We start from the raw sequence: 17,426 nt of genomic DNA on the forward strand, positions 1-17,426 counted from the left end.
CTTGGTCATGGCGTCATGGTGGCGGCGTGGACGGGCATGCTGACGATCATGGTGAGGCCGCCTCCCGGTGTCTCCTCGGGGGTGAGGGCGCCGCCCATGGCCTCGGTCAGGCCGCGGGCCAGGGCCAGGCCAAGGCCGACGCCGGTGCCGTTGTCGCGGTCGCCGAGGCGCTGAAAGGGCAGGAAGACCCGTTCGTGGTCCTCGGGCGGGATACCGGGGCCGCGGTCGACGACGCGGATCTCGACCCGGTCGTGGTGGCGGCCGGCGGTGAGCAGGACCGGGCGGGCCGCTGGGCTGTGGCGCACGGCGTTGGCCAGGAGGTTGACCAGGACCCGTTCCAGCAGGGCGGGGTCGGCGACGATGTCGGGCAGGCCGGCGCAGGCGTGGCTGGTGACGCGGTGGCGCAGGGGGCCGAGGTCGTCGAGGGCGCGGGGGATGATGTCGGCCAGGGCGACGGGCTGCGGGGACAGGCCGAGGGCGCCGGCCTGCAGGCGGCTCATGTCGAGGAGGTTGTCGACCAGGGTGTGCAGGCGGGTGAGGGATTCGCCGGCGGTGGCCAGCAGTTCGTCGCGGTCGTGATCGGTCCAGGTGATGTCGTGGCTGCGCAGGCTCTCGACGGCGGCTTTGGCGGCGGACAGGGGGGTGCGCAGGTCGTGGCTGACGGCGGCGAGCAGGGCGGTGCGCATCTTGTCGGCCGCGGCCAGGGGTTCGGCGCGTTCGGCCTGCTCGCGCAGGCGTTCCTGGCGCAGGGCGACGGCGGCCTCGGCGGCGAAGGCCTCCAGCACGCGCCGGTCGCCGGCGTCCAGCAGCCGGCCGCGGGCGGCCAGCACCAGTTCCTGGCTGATCACCACGTCGGTGTCGGCCGTGCCGGGCGCGGTGCAGGGAGGGCCGCCGGTGGTGGCGACGATCCGCCAGGCGCCGGAGTCGGACTGGTCGTGCGGGGCGGGTTCGCCGATGCGTTCGAGCAGGGTGACCGAGTCCAGGGTGAAGGTCTCGCGCAGCCGGGCCAGCAGCGACGGCAGCGCGGCCTGGCCGCGCAGGACGTGCCCGGCCAGGGTGGACAGCAGTTCGGCCTCGGCGCCGGCGCTGGCGGCTTGGCGGGTGCGGCGGGCGGCCAGGTCGACGACGGTGCTGACGGCGGCGGCGGTGAGGACGAACACGACCAGGGCGAGCAGGTTGTCCGGGTGGGCGATGGCCAGTTGCCCGGTGGGCTGGGTGAAGAACCAGTTGAGCAGCAGGGAGCCGCCCACGGCCGCGGCGATGGCGGGCCACAGGCCGCCGATGAGGGCGACGGTCACGACCAGGCACAGGAAGATCAGGATGTCGCTGGGCAGGTGGAGGGTGTCGCGGAAGGGGATCAGGGCGGCGGTAAGGGCGGGCAGGCCGGTGGCGGTGACGGCCCAGCCGGTCAGGCGGCGGGCGCGGGTCAGGGCGGCGCGGCCGCGGCGGGGGCGGCGGCCTTGTTTGACGTGGTCGTGGGTGACGAGGTGGACGTCGATGGAGCCGGAGCGGGCGGTGGTCTCCACGCCGACGCCGCGGGAGAGGATCTGGGCGAGGCGGCCGCGGCGGGAGGCGCCCAGGACGAGCTGGGTGGCGTTGACGCCGCGGGCGAAGTCGAGCAGGGCGCGGGGGATGTCGTGGCCGATGACCTGGTGGTAGGTGCCGCCCAGGTTCTCGATCAGGGTGCGCTGGCGGGTCAGGGTGGCGGGGTCGGCGCCGGTCAGGCCGTCGGCGGTGGTGACGTGGACGGCCAGCAGGTCGGCGGCCTTGGTGCGGGCGGCGATGCGGGCGGCCCGGCGGATGAGGGTGTCGCCTTCCGGGCCGCCGGTCAGGGCGACGACGACGCGTTCCCGGGTCTCCCAGGTGGTGGCGATGCCGTGGTCGGCGCGGTAGCGGTCGAGCTGCTCGTCGACCTTGCCGGCCACCCACAGCAGGGCCAGCTCGCGCAGGGCGGTGAGGTTGCCGACGCGGAAGTAGTTGGACAGGGCCGCGCTGACCTTCTCCGGGGCGTAGACGTTGCCGTGGGCCATGCGGCGGCGCAGCGCTTCGGGGGACATGTCGACCAGTTCGATCTGGTCGGCGCGGCGGACCACCTCGTCCGGGACGGTCTCGCGCTGGGGAACTCCGGTGATCTCCTGGACGACGTCGTTGACCGATTCCAGGTGCTGGATGTTGACGGTGGTGATGACGTCGATGCCGGCGTCGAGGATCTGGTCGATGTCCTGCCAGCGCTTGGCGTGGGGGGAGCCGGGCACGTTGGTGTGGGCGAGCTCGTCGATGAGGGCGACCTTGGGGGCGCGGGCGATGACGGCGGCCACGTCGAGTTCGGTGAAGGACGCGCCGCGGTGGACGACGGTCCTGCGGGGGATGACCTCCATGTCCTGCAGGAGGGCGGCGGTGCGGGGACGGCCGTGGGTCTCGACCAGGCCCACGACCACGTCCCGGCCGCGTTCCCTGGCCCGGCGGCCCTCGCCGAGCATCGCGTAGGTCTTGCCGACGCCGGGCGCCGCCCCGAGGTAGACCCGTAGCCGTCCGCGCATGTCAGCCTCGATCGAGGGCGAGGTTGAGTTCGAGCACGTCGACCGCCGGCTCGCCCATGAAGCCCAGCGTCCGCCCGGTGGTGTGCGCCGCGATCAGCGCCCTCACCCGGTCGAGGGCGAGGCCGCGTTCCCTCGCCACCCGGGGCGCCTGCAGCTCGGCGTAGGCGACGGAGATGTGCGGGTCCAGCCCGGAGCCGCCGGCCGTCACCGCGTCGGCGGGGACGGCCGGGGTCGCCGCGTCCCCCCGGACCGGGACGGTGCGGCCGGCCGCGTAGTCCTCGCCCGGACGGGCGCACTCCACCTTCAGCCCCTGGTACGTGGCGGTGAAGGGGGTCGCGGGGCAGGCTTGGTTGACGCTGACGGCGCGGTCGGGGAAGACCTTCAGCACCGCGCCCACCCCGTCCGGGGTGCAGTACGGGCGGGCGCCGCTGACCCCCTCCAGCTCGCCGACCGCCTTGGAGCGGGCGCAGACCCGGGTGAGCAGCGACTGCCTGCCCTCGTCCGCGGCGCCCGGCACCGGCCGCACGTCGACGACGTCCTCGGGACCGAGGTTGCCGGCCGAGGTGGCGGTCGGGTCGTAGCCGTCGCCGGCGGCGGACGGGCGGGACTGGAAGTACCCGGCGACCGGGTCTCCGTCGGCGTCGGTGAAGGACTGGCCGATGAGCGAGCTGCCCACGGCCTTGCCATCCTGGTGGATGATCGAGCCGTTGGCGTGGTCGTTGAAGAGCGCCTGGGCGACGCCGGTGGTGACGAGCGGGTAGATCAGGCCGAGCAGCACGGTCAGGACGGCGACCGCGCGGAGCGCGGCGAGGTGCTGGCGCAGCCAGCCGGGCAGGCGTTCCATTTATGACATCCCCGGAAGGAACTGGACGAGCAGGTCGATGAGCTTGATGCCGATGAAGGGGGCGACGATACCGCCGAGCCCGTAGACGTACAGGTTGCGGGACAGCAGCTTGGAGGCGCTGGACGGCCGGTGGCGCACGCCCCGCAGGGCCAGTGGGATCAGCGCGACGATGACCAGCGCGTTGAAGATCACGGCTGCGAGGATCGCGGACTGAGGGCTGGCCAGGCGCATGACGTTGAGCGCGTCCAGGCCCGGATAGACGGCCGCGAACATGGCCGGGATGATCGCGAAGTACTTCGCGAGGTCGTTGGCGATGGAGAAGGTCGTCAGCGCGCCCCGGGTGATGAGGAGCTGCTTGCCGATCTCGACGATCTCGATGAGCTTGGTCGGGTTCGAGTCGAGGTCGACCATGTTGCCGGCCTCCTTGGCGGCGGAGGTGCCGGTGTTCATGGCCACGCCGACGTCCGCCTGCGCCAGGGCGGGGGCGTCGTTGGTGCCGTCTCCGGTCATGGCGACCAGCCGGCCGCCCTCCTGCTCCTTCCTGATCAGCGCGAGCTTGTCCTCGGGGGTGGCCTCGGCCAGGAAGTCGTCCACCCCGGCCTCGTCCGCGATGGCCTTGGCGGTCAGCGGGTTGTCGCCGGTGATCATGACGGTGCGGATGCCCATACGGCGCATCTCGTCGAAGCGTTCCCGCATGCCCTGCTTGACCACGTCCTTGAGGTGGATGACGCCCAGCACGCGGCCCTTCTCCGCGACGACGAGCGGGGTGCCGCCCGAGGCGGAGATGTCGTCCACGAGGCGGGCGACCTGGCCGGTGACGTGGCCGCCCGCCTCGCGCACCCACGTCGTCACCGCCGTGGCCGCGCCCTTGCGGATCTCGCGGCCGTCCAGGTTTACGCCCGACATGCGGGTCTGGGCGGTGAACGGCACCCACGTCGCGTGCGCCAGTTCGCCCGGCCCGCGCTCGCGCAGGCCGTGGCGTTCCTTGGCGAACACCACGATCGAGCGGCCCTCCGGCGTCTCGTCGGCCAGGCTGGACAGCTGGGCCGCCCCGGCCAGCTCCGCCTCGCCGACCCCGTCCACCGGGACGAACGCGGCGGCCTGCCGGTTGCCCAGGGTGATCGTGCCGGTCTTGTCCAGCAGCAGCGTGGACACGTCACCGGCCGCCTCCACCGCGCGGCCGGACATCGCCAGGACGTTGCGCTGCACGAGGCGGTCCATGCCGGCGATGCCGATCGCCGACAGCAGCGCGCCGATCGTGGTGGGGATCAGGCAGACCAGCAGCGAGACCAGCACGACGCCGGTGACGCCGTTCCCGTCCAGGGCGAGGGAGTCCGGCACGCCCGGGTTGACCAGCTTGGAGTAGACGGCCAGGGGCTGCATGGTGACGGTGGCCACCAGAAAGATGATCGTCAGGGCGGCGAGCAGGATGTTGAGCGCGATCTCGTTCGGCGTCTTCTGCCGGTTCGCGCCCTCGACCAGGCTGATCATCCGGTCGATGAAGCTCTCGCCCGGCTTCTGCGTGATCCTGACGATGATGCGGTCGGACAGCACCTTCGTGCCGCCGGTGACCGCGGAACGGTCGCCGCCGGACTCGCGGATGACGGGGGCGGACTCGCCGGTGATGGCGGACTCGTCCACGCTGGCGACGCCGTCCACCACGTCGCCGTCGCCGGGGACGACCTCCCCTGCCTCGACGATCACGTGGTCGCCCTGCCGCAGCTCGGAGGCGCGGATGACGTCCCACCGGCCGGGGTCGGCCGGATCCTTCAGCCTGCGGGCCCGGGCGTCGGTCTTGGCCCTGCGCAGCGTGGCGGCCTGCGCCTTGCCGCGGCCTTCGGCCACGGCCTCGGCGACGTTGGCGAACAGGACGGTCAGCCAGAGCCACGCCACGACGGCCCAGGCGAAGAACGACGGGTCGAGGACGGCCAGCACGGTGGTGAACACCGCGCCGGCCTCGACGACGAACATGACCGGGTTGCGGTACAGGGTGACCGGGTTCAGCTTCTTGACCGCGTCCGGCAGGGAGGTGACGAGCTGCCGGGGATCGAGCAGGCCGCCACCCACCCGGCCGGTCCCCTTCACCGCGGGAGGCCGGTCGAGTACGGGGGTTGACATGTCAGGACAGCCCTTCTGCGATCGGGCCGAGCGCCAGCGCGGGGAGGAAGGTGAGGGCGACCAGGATGACCGTCACGCCGACCATCATGCCGACGAACTGCGGGCGGTGGGTCGGCAGCGTGCCCGCGCCCTCGGGGACGGGCGTCCGCGCGGCCAGCGAGCCGGCCAGGGCCAGCACCAGGATGATCGGCAGGAACCGGCCGAGGACCATGCACAGGCCGAGCGCGACGTCGTACCACGGGGTGTTGACGGTCAGACCGGCGAAGGCGGAGCCGTTGTTGTTGGAGGCGGACGTGAACGCGTACAGGACCTCGGACAGGCCGTGCGGGCCGGTGTTCAGCATGGCCGCGCGCCGCTCCTCCGAGCCCATCGCGAACGCGGTGCCGGTCAGCACCAGGATCGGGGTGACCAGGAAGTACAGCGAGGCGAGCTTGATCTCGCGTGCGCCGATCTTCTTGCCGAGGTACTCAGGGGTGCGGCCGACCATCAGGCCCGCCACGAAGACGGTGATCACGGCCAGGATCAGCATGCCGTACAGGCCGGCGCCCACCCCGCCGGGTGCCACCTCACCCAGCATCATGTCGACCAGCGTCATCATGCCGCCGAACGGCGTGTAGGAGTCGTGGGAGGAGTTCACCGCGCCGGTGCTGGTCAGGGTGGTGGCGGCGGCGAAGGTGGCGGAGCCGGAGACGCCGAAGCGGACCTCCTTGCCCTCCATGGCCGCGCCCGCCGCCTGCGGCACCGTCGCGTTCCCCGACAGCTCGAAGACGTTGGTGAGCAGGACGCTGGTCAGCGCCAGCACGCCCATCACGGCCAGGATCGCGTACCCCTGACGGACCTGCCCGACCATCCTGCCGAAGGCGCGCGGCAGCGCGAACGGGATCAGCAGGAGCAGGAGGATCTCGAACCAGTTCGTCCAGGCGGTCGGATTCTCGAAGGGGTGGGCGGAGTTGGCGTTGTAGAAGCCGCCGCCGTTGGTGCCCAGTTCCTTGATGACCTCCTGGGACGCCACCGGGCCGCCGGTGATCGACTGGGTGCCGCCGGTCAGGGTGGTCACCTCCTGGACGCCGGAGAAGTTCTGGACCACGCCGCCGGCGACCAGCACCAGCGCCCCGGCGAACGCGATCGGCAGCAGGACGCGCAGCGTGCCGCGCACCAGGTCCACCCAGAAGTTGCCGACCGTGGCGGCCCCGCGCCGGGCGAACCCGCGCACCAGGGCGATCGCCACGGCCAGGCCGACCGCGGCCGACACGAAGTTCTGCACGGCCAGCGCGGCCATCTGGGTCAGGTGGCCCATCGTGGACTCGCCGGAGTACGCCTGCCAGTTGGTGTTGGTCACGAAGCTGATCGCGGTGTTCCAGGCGAGGTGGTCCGTGACCGGCTCCATGCCCAGGCTCAGCGGCAGCTTGTCCTGCAGTCGCTGGATGCCGTACACGACCAGGACGGAGACCAGCGAGAAGGCCAGCAGGCCGCGCGCGTAGACGCCCCAGCTCTGCTCGCCGTCGGCGCGCACGCCCAGCAGCCGGTAGGCGGCCCGCTCCACCTTGGTGTGCCGGGTGCCGGTGTAGACGCGGTACAGGTGGTCGCCGAGCGGCCGGTGCACCAGGGCCAGCGCGGCGACCAGGGAGCCGGCGAAGAGCGCCCCCGCGACGGCCGTGCTCATCAGAACCGCTCCGGGAACAGCAGGGCCACGACCATGAAGATCATCAGGCCGGCGGCCACGACGAGACCGGTGGCGTTCACGGCGCTCAAAGCCGTTCCACCGCCTTCACGACCAGGCCGAAGATCGCGAAAATCGCGATCGTCAGGGCGACGAAGATGACGTCGACCATCCCCACTCCTCCGTTCGATGACGAGAGCGCCGCCGCTGCTGTGCGGCCTCGGATCAAGCAAACGCGGGGGATTGAGGGGTTCTGTCGTTCTTGACGGCTTTCATACGGGCACGGCGGGAATCTTGATGGGTTCCCTACGCCTTTCATGACCGTCATCTTCTCGGGGCGCTGATCGGACGCGGGCCTAGGAGATCTTGCGGCGGTAGGTGTTCATGGCGAGGACGTACGCGACGACGAGGATGCCCGAGCACCAGCCGAGGGCGATCCACAGGTCGGCGCCGGCCGGTTGCCGGTCGAACAGGTCGCGGATGGCGTTGACGATCGAGGTCACCGGCTGGTGTTCGGCGAAGGCGCGCAGCGGGCCGGGCATGGTGTCGGTGGGCACGAAGGCCGAGCTGAGGAAGGGCAGGAAGATGAGCGGGTAGGAGAACGCGCTCGCGCCTTCCATGGTCCTGGCGGTCAGGCCGGGGATGACCGCGATCCACGTCAGCGCCAGGATGAACAGGATCAGGAGGCCGGCCACCGCGAGCCAGGCCATCACCCCCGCCGACGAGCGGAAGCCCATGAGCAGGGCGACGAGCACGACGACCACGAGCGAGACCAGGTTGGCGACCAGCGAGGTCAGCACGTGCGCCCACAACACGGACGAGCGGGCGATCGGCATGGACTGGAAACGCTCGAAGATCCCATCCTTCATGTCCGTGAACAGCCGGAACGCGGTGTAGGCGATGCCCGAGGCGACCGTGATGAGCAGGATGCCGGGCAGCTGGTAGTTCACGTACGAGTCCGTGCCGGCGTCGATCGCGCCGCCGAAAACGTAGACGAACATCAGCATCATGGCGATCGGCATGATCGCCGTCGTGATGACGGTGTCCGGGCTGCGCGCGATGTGGCGCAGGGACCGTCCCAGCAGGGTGGCGGTGTCGCCGAAGAAGTGCTTGGCCATGGGGTTCCTCAGGTCTTCGGGCCGACGAGGGTGAGGAAGACGTCCTCAAGGGTCGGCTGCTTCTCGACGTACTCGACCTCGGCGGGCGGGAGCAGGCGCCTCAGCTCGGCGAGCGTGCCTTCGACGATGATCCGGCCCTGGTGGAGGATCGCGATCCGGTCGGCCAGCTGCTCGGCCTCGTCCAGGTACTGCGTGGTGAGCAGCACCGTCGTGCCCCGGCCGGCGAGCTCCTTGACGGCCTGCCACACCTCGACGCGCGCCTGCGGGTCGAGCCCGGTCGTCGGCTCGTCCAGGAAGACGACCGCGGGGTCGCCGATGAGGCTCATCGCGAGGTCCAGGCGGCGGCGCATGCCTCCGGAGTACGTCGCCGCCCTGCGCCCGCCCGCGTCCGTCAGCGAGAAGCGGCCGAGCAGGTCGTCGGCGATCCGGTCCGGATGCCTCAGGTGGCGCAGCCGGGCCACGAGCGTCAGGTTCTCCCGCCCGGTGAGGATCTCGTCCACGGCCGCGAACTGCCCCGTCAGGCTGATCGACGCGCGCACCTCCGCGGCCTGCGTGACCACGTCGAAGCCGTTGACGCGGGCGGTCCCCGCGTCGGGCCTGAGCAGCGTGGACAGGATTCTCACCGCCGTGGTCTTGCCCGCCCCGTTCGAGCCGAGCAGGGCGAAGATGCCGCCTCGCGCCACGGCGAAGTCCACGCCGCGCAGCACCCGCAGCTCCTTGTACGACTTCTCCAGGCCCTCGACATGGATCGCGTGGGCTCGCCGGGTCGTCATCGGACCGTCCTGTCGTCGTCGCGGGGGGTCTCGCCGGCGGCGCGGGCGATGGCGTCGGTGAACCGTTCGCGCTCGCGGCGGACGTAGCTGCCCGAGGAGTAGTTCTGCAGGAACGCCTCGACGAACTCCACGGGGTCATGTCCGAAGATCTGGCGGATCGGGGTGCCGTCCGCGGCGCTCCGCTCGAACAGGTCGGCGAGGTCCTCGAACATCGACGCCGCCTCGGCGCCGTCACCCGGCCCGAAGTGCATGAGGTACCGCTCCAGCGCCTCGGCCGCGAGGCGGTAGTCCTCCGGCAGCTCCTTGACGCGCGCCTTGTACCGCCACCAGCGTCTCTTTTCCTCCAGCGATCCGGTGACCACCTCCAGATAGCGCAGGTAGCGCCTCTTCGGCTCGTTCGTCCCTGTGTCCACGGCTACTCGGCTCCTTCGCGAAGCTGTCCGAGCCGTTCCGTGAGGAAGCCCCAGGCGGTCCAGAACTCGTCGAGATACGCGCGTCCCCGGGCGTTCAGGGAGTACACCTTGCGTGGTGGCCCCTTCTCGGACGGCACCTTCTCCACGTCGACGAGCCCGCGCCGCTCGATCCTGACCAGCAGCGCGTAGACCGTGCCCTCGGCGATGTCGGAGAAGCCCTGGTCCCGCAGCCACGCCGTGATCTCGTAGCCGTACGCGGGCCGGGTCGCCAGGATCGCGAGGACGACGCCCTCCAGCGTCCCCTTGAGCATCTCCGTCATCAGCTTGCTCACGGAACAACCTCTTCAGCTACCTAGTGATGATGACTACTGGTACATAGTAACGCTGAATAGCGGAGGCGCAAGCATGGCCGTGAAGCTTTTCGACCGCCGATGGCCCGGTCCCTTTTCTAACGCGCGATTCCACACGTCAACCCGTTGATCGGTCGAAAACCCCGCCCATGCCGGTGAATCGGGGGCTTTCGACTCAACTGTCGCATGGCTACGATCGTGCATCGATCGCTCCGACAGCGATCTTCTTCATTCACTCGCCGATCGGCGAGGAGTGAGTCCCGCACGCGGCAGGTCGGGCGACAACGGATGGGGACGATGGGCGACGGGAACGGGTTAACGGAGCCGGCCGGCGACGGGCCGCGACGGCTGAAAGGTGCCCGGCGGCTCAAGCTGCGCACCGTGCTGCTCATCGTCGTGTTCGTGCCGAGCCTGACGTTCGCCCCGCTGCTGGCCTCGGGCATGTCCCAGCTGGCCACGCAGTGGCAGGCGGAGAAGGTCCAGATGGACCTGGCCACGGACACCGTCGGCAGGCCCGCGGCGGAGCTGCTCTTCAGCATCGACCAGGAGCGGCGGCTCACCGCGCAGGTGCTGGCCGCCCCCGGCAGCGCCGCCCGCGACCAGCTCGCCGAGCAGCGCGCGGTCACCGACCGGGCCGTGGCGGCCTTCCGCCCGCTGACGGGCCTGGACGCCGAGAACGCGCAGGAAGGGCTCCTCGACGCCATCGCCAGGACCGATCGCGGCCTGACCGGCCTGGCCGAGCAGCGCCGGTCGGTGGACGCCGGCTGGTCCAGCGCGCAGCGCGCCTTCGACTACTACAGCGGCGTCCTGGAGTCGGACCTCGCGGTGCTGACCGCTCTCGGCAAGACCGACGAGGGCGAGGTGAACAGGCAGGCGCAGGCCCTGGTCGACCTGTACTGGGTGGTCTACATGCTCGGCCGCGAGGACGCCGTCCTGGCCCGCGGCTGGGAGACGGGGCGCCTGACCAGGACCGAGTACGGCATCGTCACCGACGCCGTCGGCACCAGGAACCACCTCATGCGGTCGCGGGTGATCCCCGCGCTGACGGGCGACGAGACCCCGTACGCGGCGATGACGGACGGCAGGGCGTGGCAGACCCTGACCACGCTGGAAGGGCGGCTGATCAGCTCCGGCGCCGTCGCCGACCAGGTGACGCTCCGCGACGACGGCGCCGCGTGGCGCTCGGCGATGGACGAGGTCACCGGCCAGCTGCGGGAGCTGCTGGACCTGCGGTTCGCGAACCTGAGCAGGATCGGCTACGACCACGCCACCATGGTCTTCACCGTCTTCGTCAGCATCTCCACCGTGGGCCTGCTCGCCCTGGTGCTGGTGTTCTTCACGAGCTGGCGGCTGACCGCGGTCCTGCGCCGGCGCATCCTGCACCTGCGCCGCGAGGCCCAGGAGCTCCAGGAACGGCTGCCCGAGGTGGTCGCCCGCCTGGAACGCGGCGAGGACGTCGACGTGGACGCGGAGGTGCGCATGCTCCGGCCCACCCCCGACGAACTCGGCGAACTCGGGCACGCGCTCAACCTGGCCAGCCGCAGCGCCGTCCTGACCGCCGTGCGCCAGGCCGAACAGCACCGCGGCTTCCAGCGCATGCTCCAGCGGATCGCCCGCCGCACGCAGATCCTCATCGGCCTGCAGCTGAAGAAGCTGGACGAGCTGGAGCGCAGGCACGAGGACCCGGAGGTGCTGGAGGGCCTGTTCGACCTGGACCACCTCACCGCCCGGCTGCGCAGGTACGAGGAGAACCTGGTGATCCTCGGCGGCGGGCAGCCGCAGCGGCGCTGGCGCAAGCCGGTGCACCTGCTCGACGTGCTGCGCGCCGCGCAGGGCGAGGTGCAGGACTACCGCCGGATCTCGATCGACGTCGAGGGTGAGCCGTGGATCGCCGAGCGCGCGGTGGGGCCGCTGGTCCACGTGCTGGCGGAACTCATGGAGAACGCCACCGCCTTCTCCCGGCCGATGACCCCGGTGGAGGTGCGGGCCGCTCCGGTCAGCCGGGGCGTCGCCGTGGAGATCGAGGACCGCGGCCTCGGCATGGAGCCCGAGCAGTACGAGGCCGCCAACGAGCTGTTGCGGTCGCCGCCGCGCCTGGACGTGATGACCCACGCCGACGACGTGCGTCTCGGCCTGTACGTGGTCGCGCGGCTCTCCGCGAGCCTGGGCCTCAAGGTGGAGCTGCGCACCTCGGCCTTCGGCGGGACCCGGGTCATCGTGCTGCTCCCCGAGTCGCTGGTGGTGGAGCGCCCCCGCACGGCGCCGGCCCCCGCCCCGCGCACCGAGGAGGTCCCCCCGGAGGCCCCGGAGCCGGCCGGCGCGCCCCGTGACGGGGGCGAGCTGCCGGCCCGCACCCGGGGACGCGCGATGGCGTCCGTCTCGGCGTCGCCGGGACCGCCGGACCGGGGCGCCGCGCCGCCGCCCGGCCGCGGCCCGCTGCCCCAGCGGGTCCGCCAGGCCAGCCTGGCGGCGGAGCTGAGGGTCCCGTCGGACAGGGCGGAGCGTACGGGCGAGGAGTCCTGGACCGTACGGGACCAGCCCCGACGATCCGGTGCCACGATCGGCGCCTTCCAGAGGCAGTCGCGCAGGCGCAGAACCGGTGACGACGCCCGCACGCCCGGGGCGGGCGGATCCGCCGAGCCCAGTCCACCCACGACGGAAGACCGATGATGACGCAGCGCACCACCGCCACCAACGTAGACCTGGACTGGCTGCTGGACGGCCTGGTCGATCAGGTCGCGGGCACCCGGCACGCCATCGTGCTGTCCGACGACGGGCTGGTGATCAGCCGGTCCAGGTCCATCGACCGCGCGGACGCCGAGCGGCTGGCCGCGATCGCCACCGGCCAGCAGAGCCTGGCCCGCGGCGTCGGCCAGCTCTTCAGCGGCGGGCCGGTCCACCAGGTGATCATCGAGATGGCCGACCTGTGGCTGTTCATCACGGCGGCGGGCCGGGGGACCCATCTGGCGGTGGTCGCGTCCCAGGAGGTCGACGCCGAGCTGATGAGCGTCGCGATGCACACCCTGATCCAGCAGGTCGGCCAGAAGCTGGGAGCCGACGCCCGTACGCCGCACGGCGGGGAGAGACACGGATGAGGCACTGGACGGAGGGCTTCGAGGACGATGACGCCGAGGAGTCCCTCGTCCGTCCCTACACGATCACCGGCGGGCGGACCGCTCCCGAACGGGACGACCTGGCGCTGATCACCCTGGTGACCACGGTCTCCGGTTCCTTCCCGGAGACCGGGCGCGGGCGGCTGAGGATGCAGCCGGAGCACCGCGCCGTGTTCGATCTGTGCAAGCGGCCGCTGGCGGTGGCCGAGGTCGCCGCCGCGCTGAACCTCCCGGTGTCGGTGACCAAGATCCTCGTCGGGGATCTGGTCGAGTCGGGTCACGTGCGGGCCCGCCCGCCGCTGGCCTTCGCGCGGGCGGGCGGTCTTCCCGACATGGCGATCCTGGAGGCGGTGAGGGATGGGTTACGCGAACTCTGACCGGGGAGCCCCGGCTCCCATGGCGGTGAAGATCCTCATCGCCGGCGGCTTCGGCGTCGGGAAGACGACCCTGGTCGGCGCGGTGAGCGAGGTGCCCCCGCTGCGCACGGAGGAGTACCTGACCCACGCCAGCGTCGGCGTGGACGACCTGGAAGGCGTCAGCGGCAAGGCCACCACCACGGTCGCGCTCGACTTCGGCCGCATCACCATCAACAAGCGGCTGGTGCTCTACCTGTTCGGCACGCCCGGGCAGGAACGGTTCTGGTTCATGTGGAACGACCTGGTCAACGGGGCGCTGGGCGCGGTCGTCCTGGTCGACACCCGCCGGCTGGAGGTCAGCTTCGCCTCGATCGACTTCTTCGAGAGCCGCGGCATCCCGTTCGTCGTCGGGGTCAACTGCTTCCACGGGGTCAGGGACCGTACGCAGGAGGAGGTCCGCAAGGCGCTCGACCTCGATCCGCAGGTGCCCCTGGTGCTCTGTGACGCGCGCGACCGGGCGGCGGGGCGTGACGTGCTGCTGGCGCTGGTCGACCACCTGATGGCCGCCCGGTCCGGCAGCGCACCGCGCCCCGCGGTCTGACCCGGGCGCTCGCGTCGGGGAGGCTCAGCCGCGGCCGTTGGCGGCGCACCAGTCCGCCCAGGTGACGGCGCCCTGGCGGAGCTGCTTGTTGCGGAAGGACGTCCAGGAGTTCTCGCTGGCCCCCGGCGCGCTGGGGGCGGCCTTGTACAGCGGGTGGTTCTTCTCCACCTCGGCCCGCAGCCACGGCTCGATGTCGGCGTAGGAGTTCAGCGACCAGCTGCGGGCGTGGTAGGTGAGCTGCCCGCGCGTCTCGCTCTCCGCCAGGCACATGAACGGCGCCCACGGGCTGGTCCTGGCCCAGCTGATCTTCGTCTTCATCGCGCCGGCCGGGACGCCGGGCTTGGTGCGGGCCGCCACCTCGCGGTCGTCGACGGAGAAGTCGAACATCTCCTGGGCCGCGTACACGCCGCCGACCAGGCCGAACCGTTCGCCCAGTGTGGCGCCGAAGTTCGTCCGCACAGGGATGTCGCTGGTCCACACGGTCTCGTCGTGCAGCCGCTGCAGCGGCGGGCCCACGTAGGCGGACGAGATCGGGAACGGGCCGAAGTTGACCGTGTCGTTGTTGATGGGGACGACCGGGTAGGTCCTGCCGTCGACCGGGTTGCGCCACTCGCGCGCGATCCGCTGCGGGTCGGCCGGGTCGGTGTAGAAGACGATCTCCCGGGAGAGCTGGTAGAGCTGGTTCGTCCCCGGCGCCCGGTAGAGCCGCCGGATGTTGTACCCCTCGATGTTGAACAGCTTCTGGCCGTGCCGCAGCGCCGGGTCCAGGCTGTTGCCCTCGATGTTGGCGTACACCGAGCCGGAGATGCGGAACACCATGTCCTTGCCGTCCGGACGGCCGAACGTCTGGAGGGACAGTTTCGCGCTCTTGTCGGTGACCGTCCTGTAGACGGGGCCGGGATGGGTGGGGTCGCCGGACGTGGCGTCCGCCGAGGCGCCGGGGGCACCGGCGCCGAGGACGAGGACGAGGGCTAACAGCCCCGTCATACTTCTTCTGATCACGAGACGCCTTTCACGCGGAGGAGCAAGCGGAACAGCGCCATATGTGATCATGCCGGGCGAAGCCTTGTCCAGCCCGCCTGCCGGCTCACTGGCCGACGCGGCCGTCGATGCGCTCGCGCAGGAGGTCGGCGTGGCCGCAGTGGCGCGCGTACTCCGCGATGTGCGCCACCAGCACGTCGCGCAGCTGCAGGTCGGCTCCGTCGGGGCCGTAGTCGGAGACGCCGGTGTTCCAGGCGCCGAGGTCGGGGACCCCGGCCACGAACCGGTCGGTGAGCTCCGCCTCGGCGCGCCACCGCCGCCAGGCGTCCTCCACCACCGCGGGGTCGGCGACGGCGCCGTTCCAGTCGCCGTCACGGTCCTCCTCGGTGCGGTAGAGCCTCGGCGCGTCCTCGCCGGCCATGACCCGGCGCAGGTGCCGCTCGTCCTCGGTCAGGTGCCGCACCAGCCCGAGCAGGGACATCGTGGACGGGGGGACGGACCGCCTGGCGAGCTGCTCGGCGTCCAGGCCGGCGCACTTCATCTCCACGGTCAGGCGGTAGTAGCGCAGGGAGCTGAGCAGGATGGCGCGCTCGTCGCCGGGCGGGTCGCCCTCCTCGCGCGGGTCGTCGTCCGGGTTGACCCACATGTCGAGGTACACGGTCGACTTCGTCCACCGCTCGGGTACGGATTCGTGCTCTTCCGACGTAGTCACCCAGGCATCGTGCGCCATGCCGGTTTCGCGGCGCCACCGGTTATTCGGCGCCACCGGTTATTCGGCGGGGGTCAGGAGCGGCCGATGGAGCCGAGCCAGCTCTCGGTGAGGACGTCGAGCATCGCCTCGCGGTCGACGCCCCACGTCCCGGGCTTCCAATGGCGGGCGACGTGGTCGAGCTCGGTGATGGCGAGGACGCTGCGGAAGCGGCGGGTGCCGGCCGGGAAACGGCCGGCGCGGTCGAGACCCTCCTCGACGTCGCCGATGGCCTCGTCCAGCCAGGCGTCGAAGAGCGCGCGGATCTCGGGGTCGACGGCCGCGGCCTCGAAAGCGGTGGTGGTGTAGGGGCGGATCAGGTCCCACCGGTCCGAGGTGGCGGCGAGCCACGCGCGGATCCGCTCGCGCGAGCCGTCCTCGACCACGGCGACCAGCTCCCGCGCGGTCGACCCGTGCTCGGGGGAGGGGAGCCGGTCGAGCGCGGCGTTGAGGCGCTCGGCGATGAGGGCCTTCATCAGGTCGACCTTGGAGGGGAAGTACGCGTAGAAGGTGACGCGCGTCGTCCCCGCCGCCGACGCGATGTCGTCGACCGTCGTCGCCGCGTAGCCCTTGGACCCGAACAGGTCCAGGCCGGCGTCGAGCAGGAGCTTGCGCGTCATCTCCTTCTGTGCCGCACGGAGCGTCGCCATGCCGTCAGCTTAGGGCACGTCCTGCCGGGTGGCCGGTCTGTTCTCGTACGAGGGAAATATAAAATTAACGTCCAGGATGCTTACTTGACGTCGTGTAAATTGAGGTGACACGATTCACAGCATGCCTGACCCCGGTCACCTGCCGAGACCCAAGGAGGGACAGCGATGCGTGTCCAGAGCGTGAACACCGTCCTCGGCCCCGTTCCCGCGCAGGAGCTGGGAGTCGTCGCGGTCCACGAGGCGCTGCTGTCGGTGCTCCCCGGCGCGGAGCTCGCGTTCGACGTGACGATGGACCGCGCCGAGATCTTCGAGATCCTCGCCGGGAAGCTCGTCGACTTCCGCGAGCACGGCGGCGGGACGATCGTCGACAGCACCGGCATGTTCCACGGCCGCGACGTGCGCCTGTACGAGACGCTCTCGCGCGCGACCGGCGTGCACATCGTCGCCTCGACGGGCCAGGGCCCCGAGGACCTGCTCGGCGGCTACTTCCTCACGCCGCAGACCGACCCGCCGACGCCCTGGCCGGCCGGGAAGTTCGCCGACCTGTTCGCCAAGGAGGTCACCGAGGGCATGGTGGTGCCCCGGGTCGAACGGCGCGCCGTCGCCGGTCTCGTGGCCACCGCCGCGACCCGCGCGGGCATGACCGCGACCGACGAGAGCCTGTTCCGCGGCGCGGCCCGCGCCGCCCTGAGCACCGGCGTCCCGGTCTCGATCCGGTACGGCCACGACGCCGTGCACGACCTGGAGGTCGTCCTGGACGAGGGCCTGCCCGCGGGTCGCGTCGCCGTCGGCGGGCTCGACCGCGAGGACGCCGTCGCGGCGGGCGCGCCGCTCGCGGTCGCGGCCCGCGGTGCCTACGCGACCCTCGACCACGTGGGCACCGAGGACGGCGGCCACGTCACCGACGCCGAGCGCGCCGCCCTGGTGGCCGAACTGATCGAGGCCGGCCACGGCGACCGGATCCTGCTCTCCAGCAGCGCGACCGGCGTCGCCAAGGGCCACCCGGGCACCGAGGTGAGCTACAGCCACGTCCTGACCGCGTTCGTCCCCCTCCTCAAGCAGCGGGGCGTCGCCGACGAGGACGTCCGCCGGATCCTCGTGGACAACCCGCGCGACCTGCTGCCGGTGCGCTGAGCACGGCAGTCCGAGACCGTCACGTCA

17 protein-coding genes are annotated in these 17,426 nt (G+C 71.5%); 5 read left to right on the forward strand and 12 right to left on the reverse strand.

The genetic code is table 11. From position 1 onward, the window contains the following. Positions 1 to 5: 5 nt before the first annotated feature. The 9 genes from ACQEUU_RS34420 to ACQEUU_RS34460 form a co-directional block, all read right to left on the reverse strand. Complete coding sequence (locus tag ACQEUU_RS34420; protein ID WP_433073982.1) at positions 6 to 2,540, reverse strand: DUF4118 domain-containing protein; 2,535 nt, start codon at positions 2,538 to 2,540, stop codon at positions 6 to 8. A 1-nt stretch (position 2,541) separates the two neighbouring features. Beyond that, positions 2,542 to 3,384, reverse strand: a complete 843-nt coding sequence (locus tag ACQEUU_RS34425) for a potassium-transporting ATPase subunit C (RefSeq protein WP_433073985.1) — start codon at positions 3,382 to 3,384, stop codon at positions 2,542 to 2,544. Continuing rightward, positions 3,385 to 5,502, reverse strand: a complete 2,118-nt coding sequence (gene kdpB, locus ACQEUU_RS34430) for a potassium-transporting ATPase subunit KdpB (RefSeq protein WP_433073988.1) — start codon at positions 5,500 to 5,502, stop codon at positions 3,385 to 3,387. Position 5,503: 1 nt separating this feature from the next. Further along, positions 5,504 to 7,165 (reverse strand): potassium-transporting ATPase subunit KdpA, encoded by a 1,662-nt coding sequence (gene kdpA / locus ACQEUU_RS34435; RefSeq protein WP_433073991.1) that lies wholly within the window; start codon positions 7,163 to 7,165, stop codon positions 5,504 to 5,506. Next, complete coding sequence (gene kdpF, locus ACQEUU_RS34440; RefSeq protein ID WP_433074499.1) at positions 7,165 to 7,245, reverse strand: K(+)-transporting ATPase subunit F; 81 nt, start codon at positions 7,243 to 7,245, stop codon at positions 7,165 to 7,167. The genes kdpA and kdpF overlap by 1 nt, the downstream gene beginning before the upstream one ends. 273 nt (positions 7,246 to 7,518) lie before the next feature. Next, positions 7,519 to 8,280: an ABC transporter permease gene (locus ACQEUU_RS34445; protein ID WP_433073994.1), complete on the reverse strand. Its 762-nt coding sequence runs from the start codon at positions 8,278 to 8,280 to the stop codon at positions 7,519 to 7,521. Between the two features lie 8 nt (positions 8,281 to 8,288). Next, positions 8,289 to 9,053, reverse strand: a complete 765-nt coding sequence (locus ACQEUU_RS34450; RefSeq protein WP_433073997.1) for an ABC transporter ATP-binding protein — start codon at positions 9,051 to 9,053, stop codon at positions 8,289 to 8,291. Beyond that, positions 9,050 to 9,466, reverse strand: coding sequence for a DUF1048 domain-containing protein (locus ACQEUU_RS34455; RefSeq protein ID WP_433074000.1), 417 nt, complete (start codon positions 9,464 to 9,466; stop codon positions 9,050 to 9,052). The genes ACQEUU_RS34450 and ACQEUU_RS34455 overlap by 4 nt, the downstream gene beginning before the upstream one ends. A gap of 2 nt (positions 9,467 to 9,468) precedes the next feature. Then, a complete protein-coding gene (locus ACQEUU_RS34460) occupies positions 9,469 to 9,798 on the reverse strand; it encodes a PadR family transcriptional regulator (protein ID WP_433074003.1) in 330 nt (109 codons plus the stop codon). Between the two features lie 315 nt (positions 9,799 to 10,113). On the opposite strand from ACQEUU_RS34460, the gene ACQEUU_RS34465 reads away from it, so the two are divergent. Genes ACQEUU_RS34465 through ACQEUU_RS34480 form a run of 4 tightly spaced genes read left to right on the forward strand, consistent with a single transcriptional unit; the run spans position 10,114 to position 13,886 of the window. Beyond that, positions 10,114 to 12,486: a sensor histidine kinase gene (locus tag ACQEUU_RS34465; protein ID WP_433074006.1), complete on the forward strand. Its 2,373-nt coding sequence runs from the start codon at positions 10,114 to 10,116 to the stop codon at positions 12,484 to 12,486. After that, the gene (locus ACQEUU_RS34470; RefSeq protein WP_433074009.1) at positions 12,483 to 12,911 is read left to right on the forward strand and encodes a roadblock/LC7 domain-containing protein; all 429 of its coding nucleotides are present in this window, start codon (positions 12,483 to 12,485) and stop codon (positions 12,909 to 12,911) included. Before ACQEUU_RS34465 ends, ACQEUU_RS34470 begins: the two co-directional genes overlap by 4 nt. After that, on the forward strand, positions 12,908 to 13,306 hold the full coding sequence (locus ACQEUU_RS34475; protein ID WP_433074012.1) for a DUF742 domain-containing protein: 399 nt from the start codon (positions 12,908 to 12,910) through the stop codon (positions 13,304 to 13,306). Before ACQEUU_RS34470 ends, ACQEUU_RS34475 begins: the two co-directional genes overlap by 4 nt. Continuing rightward, on the forward strand, positions 13,287 to 13,886 hold the full coding sequence (locus tag ACQEUU_RS34480) for a GTP-binding protein (RefSeq protein WP_433074015.1): 600 nt from the start codon (positions 13,287 to 13,289) through the stop codon (positions 13,884 to 13,886). Before ACQEUU_RS34475 ends, ACQEUU_RS34480 begins: the two co-directional genes overlap by 20 nt. A gap of 24 nt (positions 13,887 to 13,910) precedes the next feature. Here ACQEUU_RS34480 and ACQEUU_RS34485 read toward each other — a convergent pair whose 3' ends face one another. The 3 genes from ACQEUU_RS34485 to ACQEUU_RS34495 all read right to left on the reverse strand — a co-directional run bounded on the left by ACQEUU_RS34485 (position 13,911) and on the right by ACQEUU_RS34495 (position 16,265). Further along, on the reverse strand, positions 13,911 to 14,873 hold the full coding sequence (locus ACQEUU_RS34485) for a DUF1838 family protein (protein WP_433074018.1): 963 nt from the start codon (positions 14,871 to 14,873) through the stop codon (positions 13,911 to 13,913). A gap of 100 nt (positions 14,874 to 14,973) precedes the next feature. Beyond that, entirely contained in the window at positions 14,974 to 15,579 is a 606-nt protein-coding gene (locus tag ACQEUU_RS34490; RefSeq protein ID WP_433074021.1) for a DinB family protein, read from the reverse strand. Between the two features lie 71 nt (positions 15,580 to 15,650). Beyond that, positions 15,651 to 16,265: a TetR/AcrR family transcriptional regulator gene (locus ACQEUU_RS34495; RefSeq protein ID WP_433074024.1), complete on the reverse strand. Its 615-nt coding sequence runs from the start codon at positions 16,263 to 16,265 to the stop codon at positions 15,651 to 15,653. A 165-nt stretch (positions 16,266 to 16,430) separates the two neighbouring features. Here ACQEUU_RS34495 and ACQEUU_RS34500 point away from each other — a divergent pair, with 165 nt between their 5' ends. Next, positions 16,431 to 17,399, forward strand: a complete 969-nt coding sequence (locus ACQEUU_RS34500) for a phosphotriesterase (RefSeq protein ID WP_433074026.1) — start codon at positions 16,431 to 16,433, stop codon at positions 17,397 to 17,399. Positions 17,400 to 17,426: the final 27 nt, after the last annotated feature.

This window comes from Nonomuraea sp. CA-218870 (genome assembly GCF_050936535.1).
In the GTDB taxonomy this organism is placed as follows: Bacteria; Actinomycetota; Actinomycetes; order Streptosporangiales; family Streptosporangiaceae; genus Nonomuraea; species Nonomuraea corallina.

Coding starts and splice junctions, on each gene's coding strand:
- ACQEUU_RS34420 (WP_433073982.1), bottom strand. CDS start 2,540: ATGCGCGGACGGCTACGGGTCTACCTCGGGGCGGCGCCCGGCGTCGGC.
- ACQEUU_RS34445 (WP_433073994.1), bottom strand. CDS start 8,280: ATGGCCAAGCACTTCTTCGGCGACACCGCCACCCTGCTGGGACGGTCC.
- ACQEUU_RS34450 (WP_433073997.1), bottom strand. CDS start 9,053: ATGACGACCCGGCGAGCCCACGCGATCCATGTCGAGGGCCTGGAGAAG.
- ACQEUU_RS34425 (WP_433073985.1), bottom strand. CDS start 3,384: ATGGAACGCCTGCCCGGCTGGCTGCGCCAGCACCTCGCCGCGCTCCGC.
- ACQEUU_RS34475 (WP_433074012.1), top strand. CDS start 12,908: ATGAGGCACTGGACGGAGGGCTTCGAGGACGATGACGCCGAGGAGTCC.
- kdpA (WP_433073991.1), bottom strand. CDS start 7,165: ATGAGCACGGCCGTCGCGGGGGCGCTCTTCGCCGGCTCCCTGGTCGCC.
- ACQEUU_RS34500 (WP_433074026.1), top strand. CDS start 16,431: ATGCGTGTCCAGAGCGTGAACACCGTCCTCGGCCCCGTTCCCGCGCAG.
- ACQEUU_RS34465 (WP_433074006.1), top strand. CDS start 10,114: ATGGGCGACGGGAACGGGTTAACGGAGCCGGCCGGCGACGGGCCGCGA.
- kdpB (WP_433073988.1), bottom strand. CDS start 5,502: ATGTCAACCCCCGTACTCGACCGGCCTCCCGCGGTGAAGGGGACCGGC.
- ACQEUU_RS34485 (WP_433074018.1), bottom strand. CDS start 14,873: ATGACGGGGCTGTTAGCCCTCGTCCTCGTCCTCGGCGCCGGTGCCCCC.
- ACQEUU_RS34470 (WP_433074009.1), top strand. CDS start 12,483: ATGATGACGCAGCGCACCACCGCCACCAACGTAGACCTGGACTGGCTG.
- ACQEUU_RS34495 (WP_433074024.1), bottom strand. CDS start 16,265: ATGGCGACGCTCCGTGCGGCACAGAAGGAGATGACGCGCAAGCTCCTG.
- ACQEUU_RS34480 (WP_433074015.1), top strand. CDS start 13,287: ATGGGTTACGCGAACTCTGACCGGGGAGCCCCGGCTCCCATGGCGGTG.